This window comes from Blastococcus sp. KM273128, assembly GCF_021698975.1.
In the GTDB taxonomy this organism is placed as follows: Bacteria; Actinomycetota; Actinomycetes; order Mycobacteriales; family Geodermatophilaceae; genus Blastococcus.
Map to the genome: position 1 here is coordinate 15,953 of NZ_SSXA01000048.1, position 15,300 is coordinate 31,252.

15 protein-coding genes, 1 tRNA gene and 1 pseudogene are annotated in these 15,300 nt (G+C 74.3%); 7 read left to right on the plus strand and 10 right to left on the minus strand.

What is annotated here, in order from left to right; translation table 11 throughout:
• Positions 1 to 16 precede the first annotated feature (16 nt).
• Positions 17 to 895: a glycosyltransferase family 9 protein gene (locus E9529_RS14255; RefSeq protein WP_236831813.1), complete on the plus strand. Its 879-nt coding sequence runs from the start codon at positions 17 to 19 to the stop codon at positions 893 to 895.
• 170 nt (positions 896 to 1,065) lie between these two features.
• On the opposite strand, the gene E9529_RS14260 is transcribed toward E9529_RS14255, so the two are convergent.
• The 7 genes from E9529_RS14260 to E9529_RS14290 all read right to left on the minus strand — a co-directional run bounded on the left by E9529_RS14260 (position 1,066) and on the right by E9529_RS14290 (position 9,211).
• Positions 1,066 to 2,667: a substrate-binding domain-containing protein gene (locus E9529_RS14260; protein WP_236831814.1), complete on the minus strand. Its 1,602-nt coding sequence runs from the start codon at positions 2,665 to 2,667 to the stop codon at positions 1,066 to 1,068.
• Positions 2,668 to 2,824: 157 nt separating this feature from the next.
• Complete coding sequence (locus E9529_RS14265) at positions 2,825 to 3,835, minus strand: UDP-glucuronic acid decarboxylase family protein (protein WP_236831815.1); 1,011 nt, start codon at positions 3,833 to 3,835, stop codon at positions 2,825 to 2,827.
• A gap of 198 nt (positions 3,836 to 4,033) precedes the next feature.
• Positions 4,034 to 5,383, minus strand: coding sequence for an ABC transporter substrate-binding protein (locus E9529_RS14270; RefSeq protein ID WP_236831816.1), 1,350 nt, complete (start codon positions 5,381 to 5,383; stop codon positions 4,034 to 4,036).
• Between the two features lie 95 nt (positions 5,384 to 5,478).
• Entirely contained in the window at positions 5,479 to 6,663 is a 1,185-nt protein-coding gene (locus E9529_RS14275; RefSeq protein ID WP_236831817.1) for a branched-chain amino acid ABC transporter permease, read from the minus strand.
• Between the two features lie 2 nt (positions 6,664 to 6,665).
• On the minus strand, positions 6,666 to 7,550 hold the full coding sequence (locus E9529_RS14280; protein ID WP_236831818.1) for a branched-chain amino acid ABC transporter permease: 885 nt from the start codon (positions 7,548 to 7,550) through the stop codon (positions 6,666 to 6,668).
• A 34-nt stretch (positions 7,551 to 7,584) separates the two neighbouring features.
• Positions 7,585 to 8,349, minus strand: coding sequence for an ABC transporter ATP-binding protein (locus E9529_RS14285; RefSeq protein WP_236831819.1), 765 nt, complete (start codon positions 8,347 to 8,349; stop codon positions 7,585 to 7,587).
• Positions 8,342 to 9,211, minus strand: a complete 870-nt coding sequence (locus tag E9529_RS14290; protein ID WP_236831820.1) for an ABC transporter ATP-binding protein — start codon at positions 9,209 to 9,211, stop codon at positions 8,342 to 8,344. The genes E9529_RS14285 and E9529_RS14290 overlap by 8 nt, the downstream gene beginning before the upstream one ends.
• A gap of 344 nt (positions 9,212 to 9,555) precedes the next feature.
• Here E9529_RS14290 and E9529_RS14295 point away from each other — a divergent pair, with 344 nt between their 5' ends.
• Positions 9,556 to 10,776, plus strand: a complete 1,221-nt coding sequence (locus E9529_RS14295; protein ID WP_236831821.1) for a CdaR family transcriptional regulator — start codon at positions 9,556 to 9,558, stop codon at positions 10,774 to 10,776.
• 58 nt (positions 10,777 to 10,834) lie between these two features.
• On the opposite strand, the gene E9529_RS14300 is transcribed toward E9529_RS14295, so the two are convergent.
• Both E9529_RS14300 and E9529_RS14305 read right to left on the minus strand, forming a co-directional pair.
• The gene (locus E9529_RS14300; protein WP_236831822.1) at positions 10,835 to 11,068 is read right to left on the minus strand and encodes a DUF2630 family protein; all 234 of its coding nucleotides are present in this window, start codon (positions 11,066 to 11,068) and stop codon (positions 10,835 to 10,837) included.
• 48 nt (positions 11,069 to 11,116) lie between these two features.
• Positions 11,117 to 12,076 carry a prephenate dehydrogenase/arogenate dehydrogenase family protein gene (locus tag E9529_RS14305; protein ID WP_236831823.1) on the minus strand — a complete coding sequence of 320 codons (960 nt, stop codon included), beginning with the start codon at positions 12,074 to 12,076 and terminating at the stop codon, positions 11,117 to 11,119.
• Between E9529_RS14305 and E9529_RS14310 the strand changes: the two genes are divergently transcribed.
• The 5 genes from E9529_RS14310 (at position 12,075) to E9529_RS14330 (ending at position 14,574) form a co-directional block, all read left to right on the plus strand.
• On the plus strand, positions 12,075 to 12,788 hold the full coding sequence (locus E9529_RS14310) for an O-methyltransferase (protein WP_236831824.1): 714 nt from the start codon (positions 12,075 to 12,077) through the stop codon (positions 12,786 to 12,788). The two genes, E9529_RS14305 and E9529_RS14310, sit on opposite strands and share 2 nt — an antisense overlap.
• Positions 12,785 to 13,288, plus strand: coding sequence for a tRNA adenosine deaminase-associated protein (locus E9529_RS14315; RefSeq protein WP_236831825.1), 504 nt, complete (start codon positions 12,785 to 12,787; stop codon positions 13,286 to 13,288). The genes E9529_RS14310 and E9529_RS14315 overlap by 4 nt, the downstream gene beginning before the upstream one ends.
• Positions 13,285 to 13,932, plus strand: coding sequence for an HAD-IA family hydrolase (locus E9529_RS14320; protein WP_236831826.1), 648 nt, complete (start codon positions 13,285 to 13,287; stop codon positions 13,930 to 13,932). The genes E9529_RS14315 and E9529_RS14320 overlap by 4 nt, the downstream gene beginning before the upstream one ends.
• A 106-nt stretch (positions 13,933 to 14,038) precedes the next feature.
• Positions 14,039 to 14,479, plus strand: coding sequence for a nucleoside deaminase (locus tag E9529_RS14325; RefSeq protein ID WP_255709118.1), 441 nt, complete (start codon positions 14,039 to 14,041; stop codon positions 14,477 to 14,479).
• 10 nt (positions 14,480 to 14,489) lie between these two features.
• Positions 14,490 to 14,574, plus strand: a tRNA-Ser gene (locus E9529_RS14330).
• Positions 14,575 to 14,636: 62 nt separating this feature from the next.
• On the opposite strand, the pseudogene E9529_RS14335 reads toward E9529_RS14330, so the two are convergent.
• Positions 14,637 to 15,300 (minus strand): annotated as a pseudogene (locus tag E9529_RS14335) (hypothetical protein); the annotation flags it as partial.

Sequence of the window (15,300 nt, forward strand, 5' to 3'; positions counted from 1 at the left end):
TGACCTGCTCACCGGCGTGCCCGCCATCCGGGCGGTGCGGGCCGCCGTGCCCGGGCACCGGCTCGTGCTGGCGACGACGACAGCGCTGCAGCCCCTGGCCGAGCTGATCGACGCCGTCGACGAGGTGCTGCCCGCCCGCGAGCTGGAACCGCTCGACTGGTCGGGCCCGCCCCCGGAGCTCGCCGTCGACCTGCACGGCAAGGGCCCGGCCTCGCACGTGGTCGTCGCCGACCTGCACCCGCGGCGGCTGCTCACCTTCGCCAGCCCCGGCTACCCCGGGCCCACCTGGTACCCCGACGAGCACGAGGTCCGGCGCTGGTGCCGGCTGGTCGCCGAGGGGCTCGGCGTCGCGGCCGACCCCGACGCGCTCGACATCGCGGTGCCGGCCGTGCCCCCGCCGGTGCGCGGGGCGACCGTGGTGCACCCGGGGGCCGCGTTCCCCGGCCGACGCTGGCCCGCCGACCGGTTCGCCGCCGTCGCCCGGCACCTCGCCGGCCAGGGCCACGACGTGCGGATCACCGGCGGCCCGGCGGAGGTCGAGCTCGCCCGGTCGGTGGCCGCCGCGGCGGGGCTGCCCGCGTCGGCGGTGCTGGCCGGCCGGACGACGTCGCTGGAGCTGGCCGCGGTGGTGGCGACCGCGCGGCTGGTCGTGTGCGGTGACACCGGCGTCGCCCACCTGGCGAGCGCCTACCGGCGACCGTCGGTGGTGCTCTTCGGCCCGGTCTCACCCGCTCTGTGGGGGCCGCCGCCGCGCCCGCAGCACGTGGTGCTCTGGCACGGCGACGGCACCGGGGACCCCTGGGGCACCGAGCTGGACCCCGCGCTGGCCCGCATCACCGTCGAGGAGGTCCTGGCTGCCTTGCCGCAGGCGGTCGGCCACGCCCGGGAGAGCTGATCCCCGGGAAAGCTGATCATGGCGCGTCCACCCTCGCGGTGGGCGGCGCGGGAGGACGCGCTGCCGTGCGGGAGGACGCCGGCGCTCGGCCCCCGCGCCCCCGACCTGGGTCTCGGGACGCTCTGCCTCTGAGTGCAGGGGCACTCAGAGGCAGAGCTCGCAGCAGGACGTCAGCCGCGTTGGCGGAGGGCGTCGAAGAGCACCAGCTGCAGGTCCTCCTCGTCGACGGCCGAGTACGCCGCCCCGCCGGTGGCCTCGGCGATCTGCTCGAGCGCGCTGAGGTCGGCGTCCGGACCCAGGGCCACGCCGATCACCTTGACCGGCCGCTCCGGGTCGGCCTCGGCGCCCAGCGTGCCCAGCAGGGCGTCGAGGCTGGTCCCCTCGCCGTCGTCCTCGTTCGTCCCGTCCGTGACGATCAGGACGCTGTTCACCGCGGTCGGGTCGAAGTAGTTGTCCCGGGCAGCGCGCACGGCGGCCAACGTGGTGTCGTACAGCCCGGTCCCGCCGGGGGTCAGTCGCTCGGGGATGGTGTCCAGCTGCTCGTCGAGCACCTCGCGCTGGGTCTGCCCGTCGACCGAGGCGTCGAGCTCGCGGGTGGGCACCAGCTCGGTCCAGTCCTGGTCGCCCTCCAGCTCGTAGGCGAACGCCCACAGGCCCAGGGCGTAGTCGTCGGGCACCAGGGTGAGCGTGCTCTTGGCGGCGTCCCGCGCGAGGGTGGCCCGCGTGCCGCCGCCGACCGGGGCCTGCATCGACGTGGAGACGTCGAACACCGTCAGGACGCGCGACGGGGCGGCCAGGCTGGAGAGCCGGGTCAGCAGCCCCTGCACCTGCGGGGCGTCGAGGACCAGCACCTCGGGGGCCGCCTCGGCGATCCCGGTCTCCGCGCCGGCGCCGGGCGGGGCGTCGCCCTCGGGCCCGCGGAAGCCGGCGTCGCGGACGGCGTCCTGCGCCTCCTGCGACAGCAGGACGTCGGTGACGACCTCGACGGCCCGCGCCTGGGCGTCGGCCGGGGCGCCGACGCGCAGCACCGGGTAGTCCAGCACGGGGGAGCCCTCGGCCGGGTAGACCGCCACGAGGGCGGCGTCCTCGGCTTCCTGGTGGATGGCGTAGACCTCCTGCTCGCTCACCGGCACCAGCGGGGCGTCGTCACCGCCCTCGCTACCGGCGGTCAGCGCCTCGCCCGCGGAGAGCTCGGTGCTCCGGGCGGCGGCGAGCACGGCGGCCACCACCGCGTTGTCGGCGTCGGTGTCCCCACCCAGGGCGGTGCGGACCGCAGCCAGGGCGGAGAGCGCCTCGGCGCTGGCGGCGAGGTCCGGCACGGCCAGCGGCCGATCGGTGCCCAGCGCCTCGGCCCAGCCAGGTCCGGCTTCGGCCCACCCGAGCTCGTCGACGACGGTCTCGCTGGTGGCCAGGACGACGGGGGAGACCGCCATCGAGCCCACCTGCTCCAGCTCGGCGCCGCCGGCGACGCGGGCCGGCCACAGCGACGAGTCAGGCACCCACACGTCGGGCAGCGACTCCTCGTCGAGCGCCCCGAGGTCACCCGCGGTCTGCAGCGGCTGCTGGGCGGTCACCTCCGCGCTGACGCACAGCGCGTCGTCAGGGGACTCGACCGAGCTCAGCAGCTCCTCGGTCAGCGCGCCCAGCTCCGGGGCGACTGCGACGTCGACCGTGACCTCCTCGTCGCAGCCGCCGCTACCGGCCACCCACCAGACGAGGCCGCCGAGGGCCAGGGCGATCGCCAGGCCGGCGGCGACGAGCGCGAAGGGCACCGAACGGCGCGTGGCTGCGGGAATTGCGTGACGGCCCATGCTCGCTCTCTGAGGTCGACTCGAGGTGGGTGCGGCTCCCCCAGAGCTCGCCGCTCCAGACTAGATGTGTCCCGCGTCGCTCCGGGGTGACACTCGTCGCACGAATCGTGACGGAGGGTCAGGCGGTGGCGGTGGCGCTGGCGGTGGCGACCGCCGCCCCGGCCGCCCGCTGGGAGGCGAACCACGCGACGGTGCGGCGCAGGCCCTCCTCGGAGGTCACCTGCGGGCGCCAGTCCAGCAGCCGCTCGGCGCGGCTGGTGTCGGGCCGGCGCACCTTGGGGTCGTCGACGGGCAGGGGGATGTGGTCGATGGGGGAGTCCGAGCCGGTGAGCTCGACGATCCACCGGGCCAGCGCGAGCATCGACAGCTCGTCGGGGTTGCCGATGTTGACCGGCCCGGGGTGGTCGGAGAAGGCCAGCGCCAGGATGCCCGCGACCGTGTCGTCGACGTAGCAGATCGAGCGGGTCTGCGAGCCCGTCCCGGCGACGGTGAGCGGCCGGCCGTCCAGCGCCTGGTTGACGAAGGCGGGGATGGCGCGGCCGTCGTCGGCCCGCATCCGGGGCCCGTAGGTGTTGAAGATGCGGACGATGCCGGTGTCGGTGCCCTTCGACGTCCGGTAGGCGGTGGTCATCGCCTCGCTGAACCGCTTGGCCTCGTCGTAGACGCCGCGCGGGCCCACCGGGTTGACGTTGCCCCAGTACTCCTCGGTCTGCGGGTGCTGGAGCGGGTCGCCGTACACCTCGGAGGTGGAGGCCAGCACGTACCGGGCGCCCTTGTCGTGGGCCAGGCCCAGGGTGTGCAGGGTGCCCAGGCTGCCGACCTTGAGCGTCTCGATCGGCATCTTGAGGTAGTCGATCGGGCTCGCCGGCGAGGCGAAGTGCAGCACCAGGTCCACCGGACCGGGGACGTGCACGTAGTCGGTGACGTCGCAGCGGACCAGCCGGAACCCCGGGTGCTCCATCAGGTGGGAGACGTTCTCGGGTGCGCCGGTGAGGAAGTTGTCGAGGCAGACCACCTCGACGTCGCGCGCCAGCAGCTGCTCGCAGAGGTGCGAGCCGAGGAAGCCCGCGCCTCCGGTGACCACCGCCCGCCGGATGGTGCGTGCCTGGCGTACCGGTCCGTCGACCATGCCCGTTGCCCTCCTGCGCTCCGCGCGGTGCGCACTCCCGTGGACGCACCTGGCGGGCGTCCTACCCGTAGATCAACTACGCACACACTTCGAGGCCGAAGTGTTGCCTCCCGGCGACCGCGGCCGTCCGCCCCCTGATGCGGACGGGCCGCCGGCCTCCCGGAGGAGGCCGGCGGCCCGCCGGTGGTACGTCCTTGCTCAGCCCTCGTACGGCTCCTCGTCGGGGATGGCGTTCGTCGGCGGGGTGGCCGGCTCGCCGTCGAACTCCTCGATCGGGGCGTCACCGATGTCGGTGATCCGGACGGGCTGGACCTCCTCGGAGCCGTTGCCCACGATGCGCTCGATGGTCATGCCGCTCGTGCCCATGTGGCTCTCCTCGGAGTAGCGGAAGGGCGCGAAGACCGGGCCCTCCCACTCGCTGCCGACGGCCTCGACGGCCTCGACCAGACCCTCGCGGGTCGGGTTCTGGCCGGCCGCCTGCAGGGCCTGGGCCATGGTGTAGGCCTGCGCCATGCCGTAGACGCGGTAGTTGGTCAGCTCGCCCTCGCCGCCGCACTCGTCCCAGATCCGCTGGAACTCCTGGATCCACGGGTTGTCGGTCATGTCGACCGTCGGCAGGTAGCCGGTGGTCAGCGCGCCGTCCAGCAGGGCGGCGTCGGAGACCTGGCCCTCGCTGAAGCGGTTGAGCAGGCTGCCGACCAGCGTCGGGTCCGAACCCACGTTGGAGTAGAACCACTGCGGGTCGTAGCCGAGCTGCAGCGCGGTCAGCTGCGACAGCGCGGTGTAGCTGGGCACGTTGAAGCCGACGACGAAGTCGGCTCCGGCCGCCTGCAGCGCCGCGATCTGCGGGCCGACGTTGGTGTTGCCCGGGGTGTACCGCTCGGCCGCGACGATCTGGTCGTCGATGTACTGGCGGATGCCGGCCTCGCCGTCCTCGCCGAAGTCGTCGTCCTGGAGGAACAGACCGACCTGCGCGTCGGGAAAGTTCTCGGCGATGTACTCGCCGATGATCTTGCCCTCGCTCATGTAGTCGGTCTGCCAGCCGAACGACATCGGGTACTCCTCGGGGTTGTCACCCCAGAGGAGCGAGCCGGAGGAGACGAACAGGTCGGGGACGCCCTCGTCGTTGAGGAAGTCGAGCACGGCGCTGTGGGTCGGCGTGCCCAGGCCGGACATCATCGCGAAGATCTCGTCCTCGAGGACGAGCTCGTTGGTCACCTGGCTGGTCTGGGTGGGGTTGTACGCGTCGTCGCGGAAGATGAACTCGATCTCCCGGTCGTAGATCCCACCCTCCTGGTTCAGGCACTCGAAGTAGGCCTGCACACCGGTGGGGATCTCGCTGTAGCCGGGGGCAGCCACACCGGTCAGCGGGTAGTGCGCGCCGAGCCGGATCGTGTCCGCGGTGACGCCGATGTCGGAGGCCTCGTTCTCACCCCCACCGCCGCCGGAGCCGCCGCCGCTGTCGTCGCTGCCGCCGCAGGCGGCGACGGTGGACAGGACGGTCGCCGCGGCGATCGTGGTCATGAGACGTCGGGAGGATCTGGACAACGGTGCTCCTCTGGTGCGGCCCGGGCATCGGTGCCCGGGAGTCGGTGGGGGGAGGTGGTGCAGGAGTCGCGTGCGGCGGATGGAGGGGGTCGCCCTCACCCCCTGCTGCTCGCGCCGTCGGCGCCGGCCTGGGCCATGGCCCGCTTGGCCTTGCGGGTCATCCAGCGGAGGCGGATGGTGCCCACGAAGCCCGCCGGGACGAAGATCATCACCACGATGAGCACGACGCCGTAGACGAACGGCGCCAGCTGGGCGGCCTCGGTCTGGCTGAGCCCGAAGTCGCCGCCGAGGTTGGTGACGAACGGCGGCAGGAAGACCAGCAGCGCCGAGCCGAGCAGCGCGCCCAGCAGGCTGCCGAGGCCGCCGATGACGATCGCGGTGAGCAGCGAGAGCGACAGCACGATCGTGAAGCCGCTGGGTGCCGCGAGGCGGACGACGATGGCCAGCACGCCGCCGGCGAGGCCGGCCGCGGCGGCGCTGACGACGAACGCCAGCACCCGCCAGGCGCCGAGGTTGATGCCGGACAGCTCGGCGGCCACCTCCTGGTCGCGCACCGCCCGCCAGGTGCGCCCGATGCGGCTGCGGATCAGGTTGGCCAGGAAGAAGTAGGTGATCAGCAGGCAGATCGCGCCGACGTAGGCCAGCCACTTGGTGCTCGAGGCGGAGTTGCCCGAGACGGTGTCGATGAAGCTGCTGAACCACTCCGGCGCCTGCGGGGCGCGCACCCGCATGCCCTGCTCGCCGCCGAAGGTGTCGTGGAAGTAGATCGCCAGGCCGGGGAGGCCGACGGCCAGGGCCAGCGTCGCGCCGGCGAGGTACGGGCCGTGCAGCCGGGCCGCGGCCACGCCGACCAGCGCGCCGATCGCGGTCGCGACCACGATGGAAGCCAGCAGGATGACCGGCAGGGGCAGCGGCTCCTCGGCGTCGAGGAGCAGCGCCGTCGTGTAGGCACCGGCCGCCATGAGCGCGCCGTGGCCCAGCGAGATCTGGCCGTTCATGCCGGTGAGGACGGTCAGGCCGCCGGCCGCGATGGCGTAGTAGCTCAGCGTCGCGAGCTGCGAGTTCTGGAACGGGCTGGTGATCTCCAGGATCACCACCGCCAGCACGGCGCAGACGGCCAGCACCAGCAGGTGGCGCAGCAGCGTGGACTGCGGCAGGAACGAGCGGCCGGACGTGGCCGGGGCCGAGGGGGCGTCGCCGCCGGCGGTCGCCTTGACCGGGGCGTCGCTGCTCGCCTTGCCGGCGGTACCGGTGGAAGCGGGGCTCTGCAGGTCGCTCATCGTCATGCCCTCCGAGCCGTCGCGCTGCTGAACAGGCCACCCGGTCGCACCAGCAGCACGACGATCAGGATGACCAGGGCGGAGATGTTGACCAGCGCGCTGCCGCGCGGGGCGTAGCCGCTCACGTAGCTGAGCGCCAGGCCGAGGATCAGCCCGCCGACGATCGCGCCGACCGGGGAGTCCAGGCCGCCGATGATCGCGGCGACGAAGCCGAACACGATCAGCGCGTCCATGTAGGCCGGCCACACGAAGGTGCCGCCGGCGATCAGCAGCCCCGAGAGCGAGCCGACGACGGCGGCCAGGCCCCAGCCCAGGGTGAGCATGCCGCCCACCTTGACGCCCAGGAGCCGGGCGACCTCCTGGCTGAACGCGGAGGCGCGCATCGCCAGGCCGACCCGGGTGAACCGGAAGAGCGCCACCAGCAGCGCCATGACCAGCAGCACCGAGCCGATGACGTAGATGCTGGTCGGGGTCAGCGGGATGGTGGAGTCGCCGATCTCCAGGCCGCGCACGCCGAACGGCGTCGGGAAGGACTGGAACGACGAGCCGAAGATGATCGCGATCGACGCCTGGATGGCGACGAAGAGCCCGAGGGTCACGATGACGGCGTTGAGCTCGGGGCCGCCCTCGACCGGTCGGATGATGACCCGCTCGACGATCGCGCCCAGGACGAAGCCGGACGCGAGGGCGACCACGAGGGCGACCCAGTAGGACTGGCCGGCCTGGATCAGGGCCAGTGCGATGAACGTCGTGGCCGCGGCCATCGAGCCCTGGGCGAAGTTGACGATGCGGGTCGACCGCCAGATGAGCACCAGGGCCAGGGCGAAGGCCGAGTAGATCATGCCCTGGGTCAACCCGGTGAGGGTCACGTTGACGAAGTAGTCCACGGAGGAGGATGCCTTCCTGGCTGTGCGGGGAGGGTCAGAAACCGAGGTAGGCGTGCCGGAGGTCCTCGTCGGCCATCAGCGTGCTGGCGGAGTCGGTGACGACCACCTTGCCGAGGTTGAGGACGACGCCGACGTCGGCGACCGACAGGGCGCTGCGGGCGTTCTGCTCGACGAGCAGCACCGAGAGCCCCTCGGAGTCGACCAGCTGGCGGAGCAGCCCGAAGATCTGGGCGACGATCCGCGGGGCCAGGCCCAGCGAGGGCTCGTCGAGCAGCAGGATGCGCGGCTTGGCCAGGAGCGCGCGGCCGATGACCAGCATCTGCCGCTCACCGCCCGAGAGCGTGTGCGCCGCGTTGTTCCGCCGCTCGGCGATGCGCGGGAAGAGGTCGTAGACGCGGTCGAACTCGCTGCGGTCGACCTTGCCGCGGAAGAGCGACCCGACGCGCAGGTTCTCGTCGACGGTCAGCTCGGCGATGACGCCGCGGCCCTCGGGCACGTGCGCCATGCCCTTGGCCACCATCGACTCGACCGGGGCCTTGGTGATGTCCTCGCCGTCGAGCACGACCCGGCCGGAGACCGGCCGGACGAGACCGCTGATCGTGCGCAGCAGGGTGGTCTTGCCGGCCCCGTTGGCGCCGAGGACGGCGGTGATCCGACCGGTCTCGGCGGCCAGGGTGACGCCGTCGAGGGCGCGGACCGGCCCGTAGGCGGAGGTGAGCCCCTCCACCTCGAGCAGGCGGGTGGCGGTGCCGGTGCCGCCGGTGGCCGACAGGGCGGTGCTGCCGTGGGTCTCAGGCATGGGGGCGTCCTCCCTCGGCGTGGGTGAGCTCGGCGGCGTCGGCCTCGGCGTCGACCGCGTCGCCGAGGTAGGCCTCGGTGACGGCGGGGTCGGCCTGGACCTCGGCGGGCGTGCCGGCGGCGATCTGCTTGCCGGAGTCGAGCACGGTGATCCGGTCGCAGACCCGCATGACCAGGTCCATGTGGTGCTCGACGAGGAGCACGCTCATCCGGCCGACGACCGAGCGGATCAGCTCGCCGAGCTCGTGCATCTCGTCCTCGGACAGACCGCTGGCGGGCTCGTCGAGGAGCAGCAGCTCGGGCTCGGCGACCAGGGCGCGGGCCAGCGCGACCCGCTTCTGCACCGGGTAGGGCAGCGAGCCGGGGTAGCGGCCGGCGTAGTGCCCGGCGTTCAGCTCGGTCAGCGCGCGCATGGCCCGCTCGCGGAGCAGCCGCTCGTCCTTGTCCGACGTCGGCAGGGCCAGGAGGGCCGAGGCGAAGCCGGCGCGGGCGTGGCGGTGCGCCCCGACCATGACGTTCTCGAGCACGGTCATGCCGGGGAAGAGGCCGACGCCCTGCAGCGTGCGGGCGATGCCCAGCGAGGTGAGCTTGCTCGGCTTCAGCCGTCGCATCTCCTCGCCGCGCCAGACGATGCGGCCCGACGTGGGGCGCACCAGGCCGCAGGCGACGTTGAACAAGGTGGTCTTGCCGGCCCCGTTGGGGCCGATGAGGCCGTGCACCTGGCCCGGTTCGACGGTCACGGAGACGTCGGTGAGGGCCAGCACGCCGCCGAAGGCGACGTTGATCCCGGTCATCTCGAGCCGGGCGGTGGGCGTCTTCTCCGGTGTTCGCTGGCTGCCGGTCGGCTGCGCCAAGGGGCCCACTGCTCCTCTGCATCGGTGCGGCACCACCCGGGGGACGGGTGGTGGCGGTCGGGTCGCGAGTACGTCCGGCTGAGCCTGCCCGACCGTGTCACCGGTCACAATGGGCGCACCGCACAGGGATGACAAGAGCGTGTTGTGCTGTGCGTCGACCTGTTGCCAGGTCGATATGCGGGCCGCGTTCCGGGCCCGGACGGGCTCGGCGGAGGCCGGTGAGCCCGGCCTCGATTGGGTCACAACTGCGCCCCGGCGTGCATGCCCGTGGGAGCCCGACCGCACAATGGGCGCTGAGCACAGTCCCGTGCTCGTCGTGTTGTGCTGACAGCGGTGCGCCAGGAGGTCGACGAGTGCAGCCCTTCCGCCCGGAGGTGGCGACGAGGCTCGCGGAGCTCGCGCCGCGCCTGCTGCAGCAGCTCGACGCGATGACCGACCGGATGGTCGACGTGCTCGTCCGGACAGAGCCCGCCTACCGGGAGCTGGTCGAGGAGTCCGAGCAGGACCTGCGGGAGTCCACCCGGTCCAACCTGGAGGGCGGGCTGCGCTCGCTGGTGGCCGCGGCCGCGGGCAACGGGACGCCGCACCTGGCGTCGGCCCGGGCGGTGGGCGCGCGGCGGGCGGCGCAGGGGCTGCCGCTCGAGGCGGTGCTCCGGGCCTACCGGCTCGGCGGGCAGGTGACCTGGGAGACGCTGCTGGCGGTCTCCCGCGACGGGTCCGCCCACCACGACACCCTGCTGCTGGAGGTCGCCGGCTCGGTCTGGCGGACCAACGACGCCGAGTGCGCCGCCCTGGCCGAGGGCTACCGGCTGGAGCAGCGGCGCCTGGAGGGGATCGACGAGCGGACGCGCCAGCAGGCGCTGGACGGGCTGCTGGACGGCCGGGGCGGCGACCCGGCGTTCGTGCGGGGCGCCGCCGAGGTGCTGGGGCTGCCGCTGGACGGCCGGCTCATGGCGGTCGTGGCCCTGCCGGGGCCCGACGGCGCCCCGGCGCTGCCCTCCCCCGGGGAGGCGCTGCTGAAGCGGGGGGTGCGGTCGGTCTGGGGTGTGCGCGGCGACGCCCAGGTGGGGCTGATCGGGCTGGGGGCCACCCGCCCCGGTGACCTGCTGGCCCTGCTGCGTGGCTCGGCGCACGGGCCGGTCGGGGTGTCCGACGTCGTGGACGGCGCGCCGGCGGTGGGCACGGCCTACCGGCTCGCCGAGACCGCGGTGCGCACGCTGCCGGCGGGGGAGAGCCGGGTGGTCAGCATCGACGACCGGCTCCCCGAGGCGCTGCTGAGCAACTCGCCCGAGATCAGCTCCCGGCTGGTGGGGCAGTCGCTCGGCGGCCTGCTGGAGCTCCCCGAGGAAGAGCGCTCCGTGCTGCTGGACACGCTGGCCGCCTTCCTCGCCACCGACGGATCGCCGACGCGCGCCGCCGACGCCCTGTACTGCCACCGCAACACCGTGATGCACCGGCTGCGGCGCATCGAGTCGGTGACGGGCCGCAAGGTGACCGACCCCCGGTCACGGCTGCTCTGGCAGCTCGCGCTGCTGGGCACCGAGCACGCCCAGCCCGCCCGCCACTCCGCCTGAGAAAGGACCCCGTCCCTCTCACCACTCGCAGGCTCGTGGTGAGCCTCCGGACGGGGCCCTACTGGAGGTAGTTCTCCACCTGCTGCTCCGGGCGCACCTGCGCCTCGTCGGGGTCCTCGTCGTACTGGCGCTTGGCCCGGCGCTGCCGCAGGAGGTCCCAGCACTGGTCGAGGTCGGCCTCGAGCCTGCCCATGCGGGCCCGCGTCTCGTCGGTGTGCTCGCTGCTCTCGCGCAGGGCGTGCTCCTCGTCCACGAGGGCGTGGATGCGCTGCAAGATGTCCTGCTCGTCCATGCCCGGGTGCGTGCCCGGGGAGGCGGCCGTGAAACCGCGACCGCGGAGTCACCCCTCCCCGGGGACCCAGCCCTCCACGAAGGCGGCCAGCCGGCGGTGCACCGCGCCGCCCGCGCGCCCGAGCGCCAGCAGCGCGGCCCGGTCCAGCGGCACGCGGACGGTGCGCCGGCCGCCCGGCCGGGTGGCGACGGCGTGCCCGGCGGCGACCAGCTCGGGCCAGGGCCGGGCGAGCTGCGCGCGGACCCGGTCCAGCGCGGCCGCGGTGGGGCCGGCGTTGCCCTCCACCATCGCGGTGACGAAGGCCGGGTCGCTGCCGATGACCCTCGTGCCGTCGCGGAAGCTGCCGGCCGCGAGCGCCAGGGCGAGCGGCCCGGCCTCGGCCGCGGCACCGGCGAGCGCGGCGGCGAGCAGGTGCGGGACGTGGCTGATCGCGGCGACGGCGTCGTCGTGCTCGGCGGCGGTGACCGGTACGACCTCCGCGCCGACGGCCAGCGCCACCTCCGCGACCCGCAGCCACCGCGGCAGCTCGGTGTCGCGCTCCAGGCACAGCGCCCAGCGGGCGCCGGCGAACAGCCCCGGGTCGGTGGCGCCGTGGCCCGACCGCTCCGTGCCGCACATGGGGTGCCCGCCGACGAACCGTCCGGCCAGCGCGGGGCCCAGCGCGTCGAGCACCGGCACCTTGACCGAGCCCAGGTCGGTCACCGTGGCCTCGGGGGCGACCACCAGCCCGTCGAGCGCCGTCGCCATCGCCGGCAGCGGCACGGCCAGCACGACGACGCCGGAGAGCTCGCGGGAGATCTGCACCCCCCGCGCGGCCGCGGCGTCGCGGGCGGCGGGGTCGACGTCCCAGCCGGACACGGGACGCCCGGCGGCGGCCAGCGCGGCGGCCAGCGAACCGCCGAGCTGCCCGAGCCCGACGACGCCGACGGGGGGAGCGGGCATGGTCGGGACCGGGAACGACGGCGCCCCGCCGACGGGGGCGCCCCCGGGTCCAGCGGTATCGGCCATGATCAGAGGCTATGACGCCGACCTGCCCGCCCCGGCCTCCCCACGCGCCATGACGCCCCGGTCGTTCCTGCTCACGCCCGAGCTCGCCGACTACGTCCGCGCCTCCTCCGACGCCGTGGACGAGGTGATGACGGACCTGATCCGGGAGACCGCGGAGATGGCCGAGCGGGGCGAGGCCTCGCCCACGCTGCAGATCGCGCCCGAGCAGGGCGTGCTCATGCGGCTGCTCACCGCGGCGCTCGGCGTCCGGACGGCGATCGAGATCGGCACCTTCACCGGCTTCTCCGCGCTCTGCATCGCCCGGGCGCTGCCGGAGGGGGGCCGGCTGCTGTGCCTGGACAACAGCGAGGAGTGGACGGCGGTGGCCCGGCGGTACTGGGCGCGCGCCGGCGTGGCCGACCGGGTCGAGCTGCGCCTGGGCGACGCGCTGCCCACGCTGCGCTCGCTGCCGGCCGAGGAGACGTTCGACCTGGCGTTCGTCGACGCGGACAAGACCGGCTACGCCGCCTACGTCGAGGAGCTGCACCCGCGGCTGCGTCGCAACGGCGTGGTGCTGCTGGACAACACGCTCTGGTCGGGGCGGGTGCTGGCCCCGGCCGACGAGTCCGACCGCGCGCTGGTGGAGCTCAACGCCGCGCTGGCCGCCGACCCGCGGTGGGAGACGGTGCTGCTGCCGCTCGCCGACGGCCTGACCGTGCTGCGCAAGCGATGAGCGCAGCTCCGGGTGAGGGGCCGGCCAGCTACGCCGTCCGGGTCAGCCGGGCCGGCTCGCGCTGGCAGGTGGAGCTGCTGGCGGCCGACGCCGGCGACGAGCTGCCGGTGCTGGAGCGCGCGCTCGGCGACCCGGCCGGCGCGGGGTGGCCGCCGCCGTTCGTGGTCGTCGTCGACTCGCGGCTGTACTTCGTCGTGCTGCGGCACGGCCCCGGGGGCATGGTCCGCGCGCTGATCTCCGACGCGACGATGCTGGAGTGGGTGCTCGCCGCCGAGGTGGTCGAGCGCTACGGCATCGGCGTCGACACCGAGGGCGCCTTCGACGACGACGAGACCGGCTGGCCCGGTGGCGACCTGGACCTGTTCGCCGACGACGGGCTGCCCGCCGAGGAGCTGCGACCGATCGTGACCGCCGACGACCTGTGGGCCGACGAGATGGTGGGCCGGATCGCCACCCGCCTCGGCTTCGCCGACGAGCTGGCCGCGGCGGTGGGCTCGTGAGCGTCTCCGCGGTGGTGTTCGACCTGGGCGGGGTGCTCACCGAGAGCCCGATGACCGCCTACGCCGCCTACGAGCGGGAGGCCGGGCTGCCCGAGGGGCTGATCCGGCAGCTGAACTCGACCGACCCGGACACGAACGCCTGGGCGCGGTACGAGCGCAACGAGCTCGACGTCGCCGGGTTCTCCGCCGCCTTCGAGGCCGAGGCCGCGGCGCTGGGCCACCGGATCGAGGCCGCGCGGGTGCTGGCGGCGCTGCAGGGGGAGCTGCGCCCGGCGATGGTGGCCGCCGTGGGCCGGTTGCGCGAGGCCGGGCTGCCGCTGGCGCTGCTGTCGAACAACGTGGCGCCGATGGAGCGCGGCGGCCGGCTGGGCGATGTCCTCGACCTCTTCGACGCGGTCGTCGAGTCGTCCGTCGAGGGCGTGCGCAAGCCCGAGCCGGAGATCTACCGGCGGGCGCTGGACCGGCTCTCCGAGGCCGTCGGCCGCCGCATCGAGGCCAGCGACTGCGCCTACCTGGACGACCTGGGCATCAACCTCAAGCCCGCCCGGGCGCTGGGCTTCGCGACGATCAAGGTGGCGGACCCCGCCGTCGCGCTGGCCGAGCTCTCCGAGCTCGTCGGGTTCCGGCTGGACGGCGCCGCGTGACGGCGGTCCGGGGGTCGCTCCCGCCAGGCTCTGCCTCCGAGTGCCGGTGCACTCAGAGGCAGAGCTCCCGGAGGGGCCTCCGGTGACCCCCGACCTGGACGCCGCCATGGGCCGGGCGCTCGAGCTCGCGGCGGCCGCGGAGCAGTGGGGCGACACGCCGATCGGCGCCGTCGTCGTCGGCCCGGACGGCGCGTTCCTGGCCGGGGCGGCCAACGAGCGCGAGAAGCGCGGCGACCCGACCGCGCACGCGGAGGTGCTCGCGCTGCGCGCGGCGGCGCAGGTGCACGGCGACGGCTGGCGGCTCGGCGGCTGCACCCTGGTGGTCACCCTGGAGCCGTGCACGATGTGCGCCGGGGCCAGCGTGCTGTCGCGGGTGGCACGCGTCGTCTACGGCGCCGACGACCCGAAGGCGGGCGCGGCGGGCTCGCTGTGGGACGTGGTCCGGGACCGCCGGCTCAACCACCGGCCCGAGGTCACCGGCGGCGTGCGGGCCGAGGAGTGCGGCGCGCTGCTACGTGCCTTCTTCCGCCGTCAGCGGGGCCTGTAGTCTCTTCGGCGGTGGCGTGTCCGAGCGGCCGAAGGAGCACGCCTCGAAAGCGTGTGAGGTGCAAGCCTCCGTGGGTTCAAATCCCACCGCCACCGCCGGAGCAGCCCCTGCTCTCCCGTGTCCGGGAGAGCAGGGGCTGCTGTCGTGCCGGGCCCGTTCAGGCGGGGAAGTCGCTGTCCAGGATCAGCTGCCCGTCGCGGACCAGGAACGTGAAGCGGTGCGGCCCGGTCTCGCGGCGGCCGTCGGCGTAGCGCAGCTCCATGGTGGCCGTCGCGGTGGTCTCGCCGTCCGCCGCCCGGATGTCGCTGATGCGCACGTCCTCGAACTGCTCCCAGTACCGGATGTAGTTCTCGCGGCTGATGTTCGCGCGCAGCGTCGGGCCGGTGAGCTCCCACGCCCGTGCCGGGTCCTCGATCACCTGCTCGTGGTAGTCCTCGACGAAGTCGCGGACGTTCTCCTCCGTGAGCGGGTCCCCGTCGTTCCCGTCCCCGCCGTTGCCCCGTCCGTTCCCGTTGCCCCTCCCGTGGCCGTTGCCGTTCCCCTCCCCGCCCCGGGCCTCGTCGTCGCCTTCCTCCGCCGGCGGTGCGACGACCGGGGGCGCGGGCTCCTCCTGCACCGGCTCCGGAGGCGCCGGCACCTCGCTGGAGCTGGACGGCGCAGGCGACGCCGACGTGGGTGCAGCCGCCGTGCCGTCGGGGTCCCGGCTGCCTGCGGTGCCCAGCCACACCCCCAGCGCGCCCAGCAGCACGGCGACGGCGACGGCCACCCACGCCCGGCGGCCCCGCCCGCGGCCGCCGGCCGGCCCCGGTGCGGCCGGGGGA

Excerpts from the sequence above, each read along its gene's own strand:
- E9529_RS14265 (WP_236831815.1), bottom strand. The coding sequence starts at position 3,835 with ATGGTCGACGGACCGGTACGCCAGGCACGCACCATCCGGCGGGCGGTG.
- E9529_RS14275 (WP_236831817.1), bottom strand. The coding sequence starts at position 6,663 with ATGAGCGACCTGCAGAGCCCCGCTTCCACCGGTACCGCCGGCAAGGCG.
- E9529_RS14285 (WP_236831819.1), bottom strand. The coding sequence starts at position 8,349 with ATGCCTGAGACCCACGGCAGCACCGCCCTGTCGGCCACCGGCGGCACC.
- E9529_RS14300 (WP_236831822.1), bottom strand. The coding sequence starts at position 11,068 with ATGGACGAGCAGGACATCTTGCAGCGCATCCACGCCCTCGTGGACGAG.
- E9529_RS14310 (WP_236831824.1), top strand. The coding sequence starts at position 12,075 with ATGATCAGAGGCTATGACGCCGACCTGCCCGCCCCGGCCTCCCCACGC.
- E9529_RS14305 (WP_236831823.1), bottom strand. The coding sequence starts at position 12,076 with ATGGCCGATACCGCTGGACCCGGGGGCGCCCCCGTCGGCGGGGCGCCG.
- E9529_RS14315 (WP_236831825.1), top strand. The coding sequence starts at position 12,785 with ATGAGCGCAGCTCCGGGTGAGGGGCCGGCCAGCTACGCCGTCCGGGTC.
- E9529_RS14325 (WP_255709118.1), top strand. The coding sequence starts at position 14,039 with ATGGGCCGGGCGCTCGAGCTCGCGGCGGCCGCGGAGCAGTGGGGCGAC.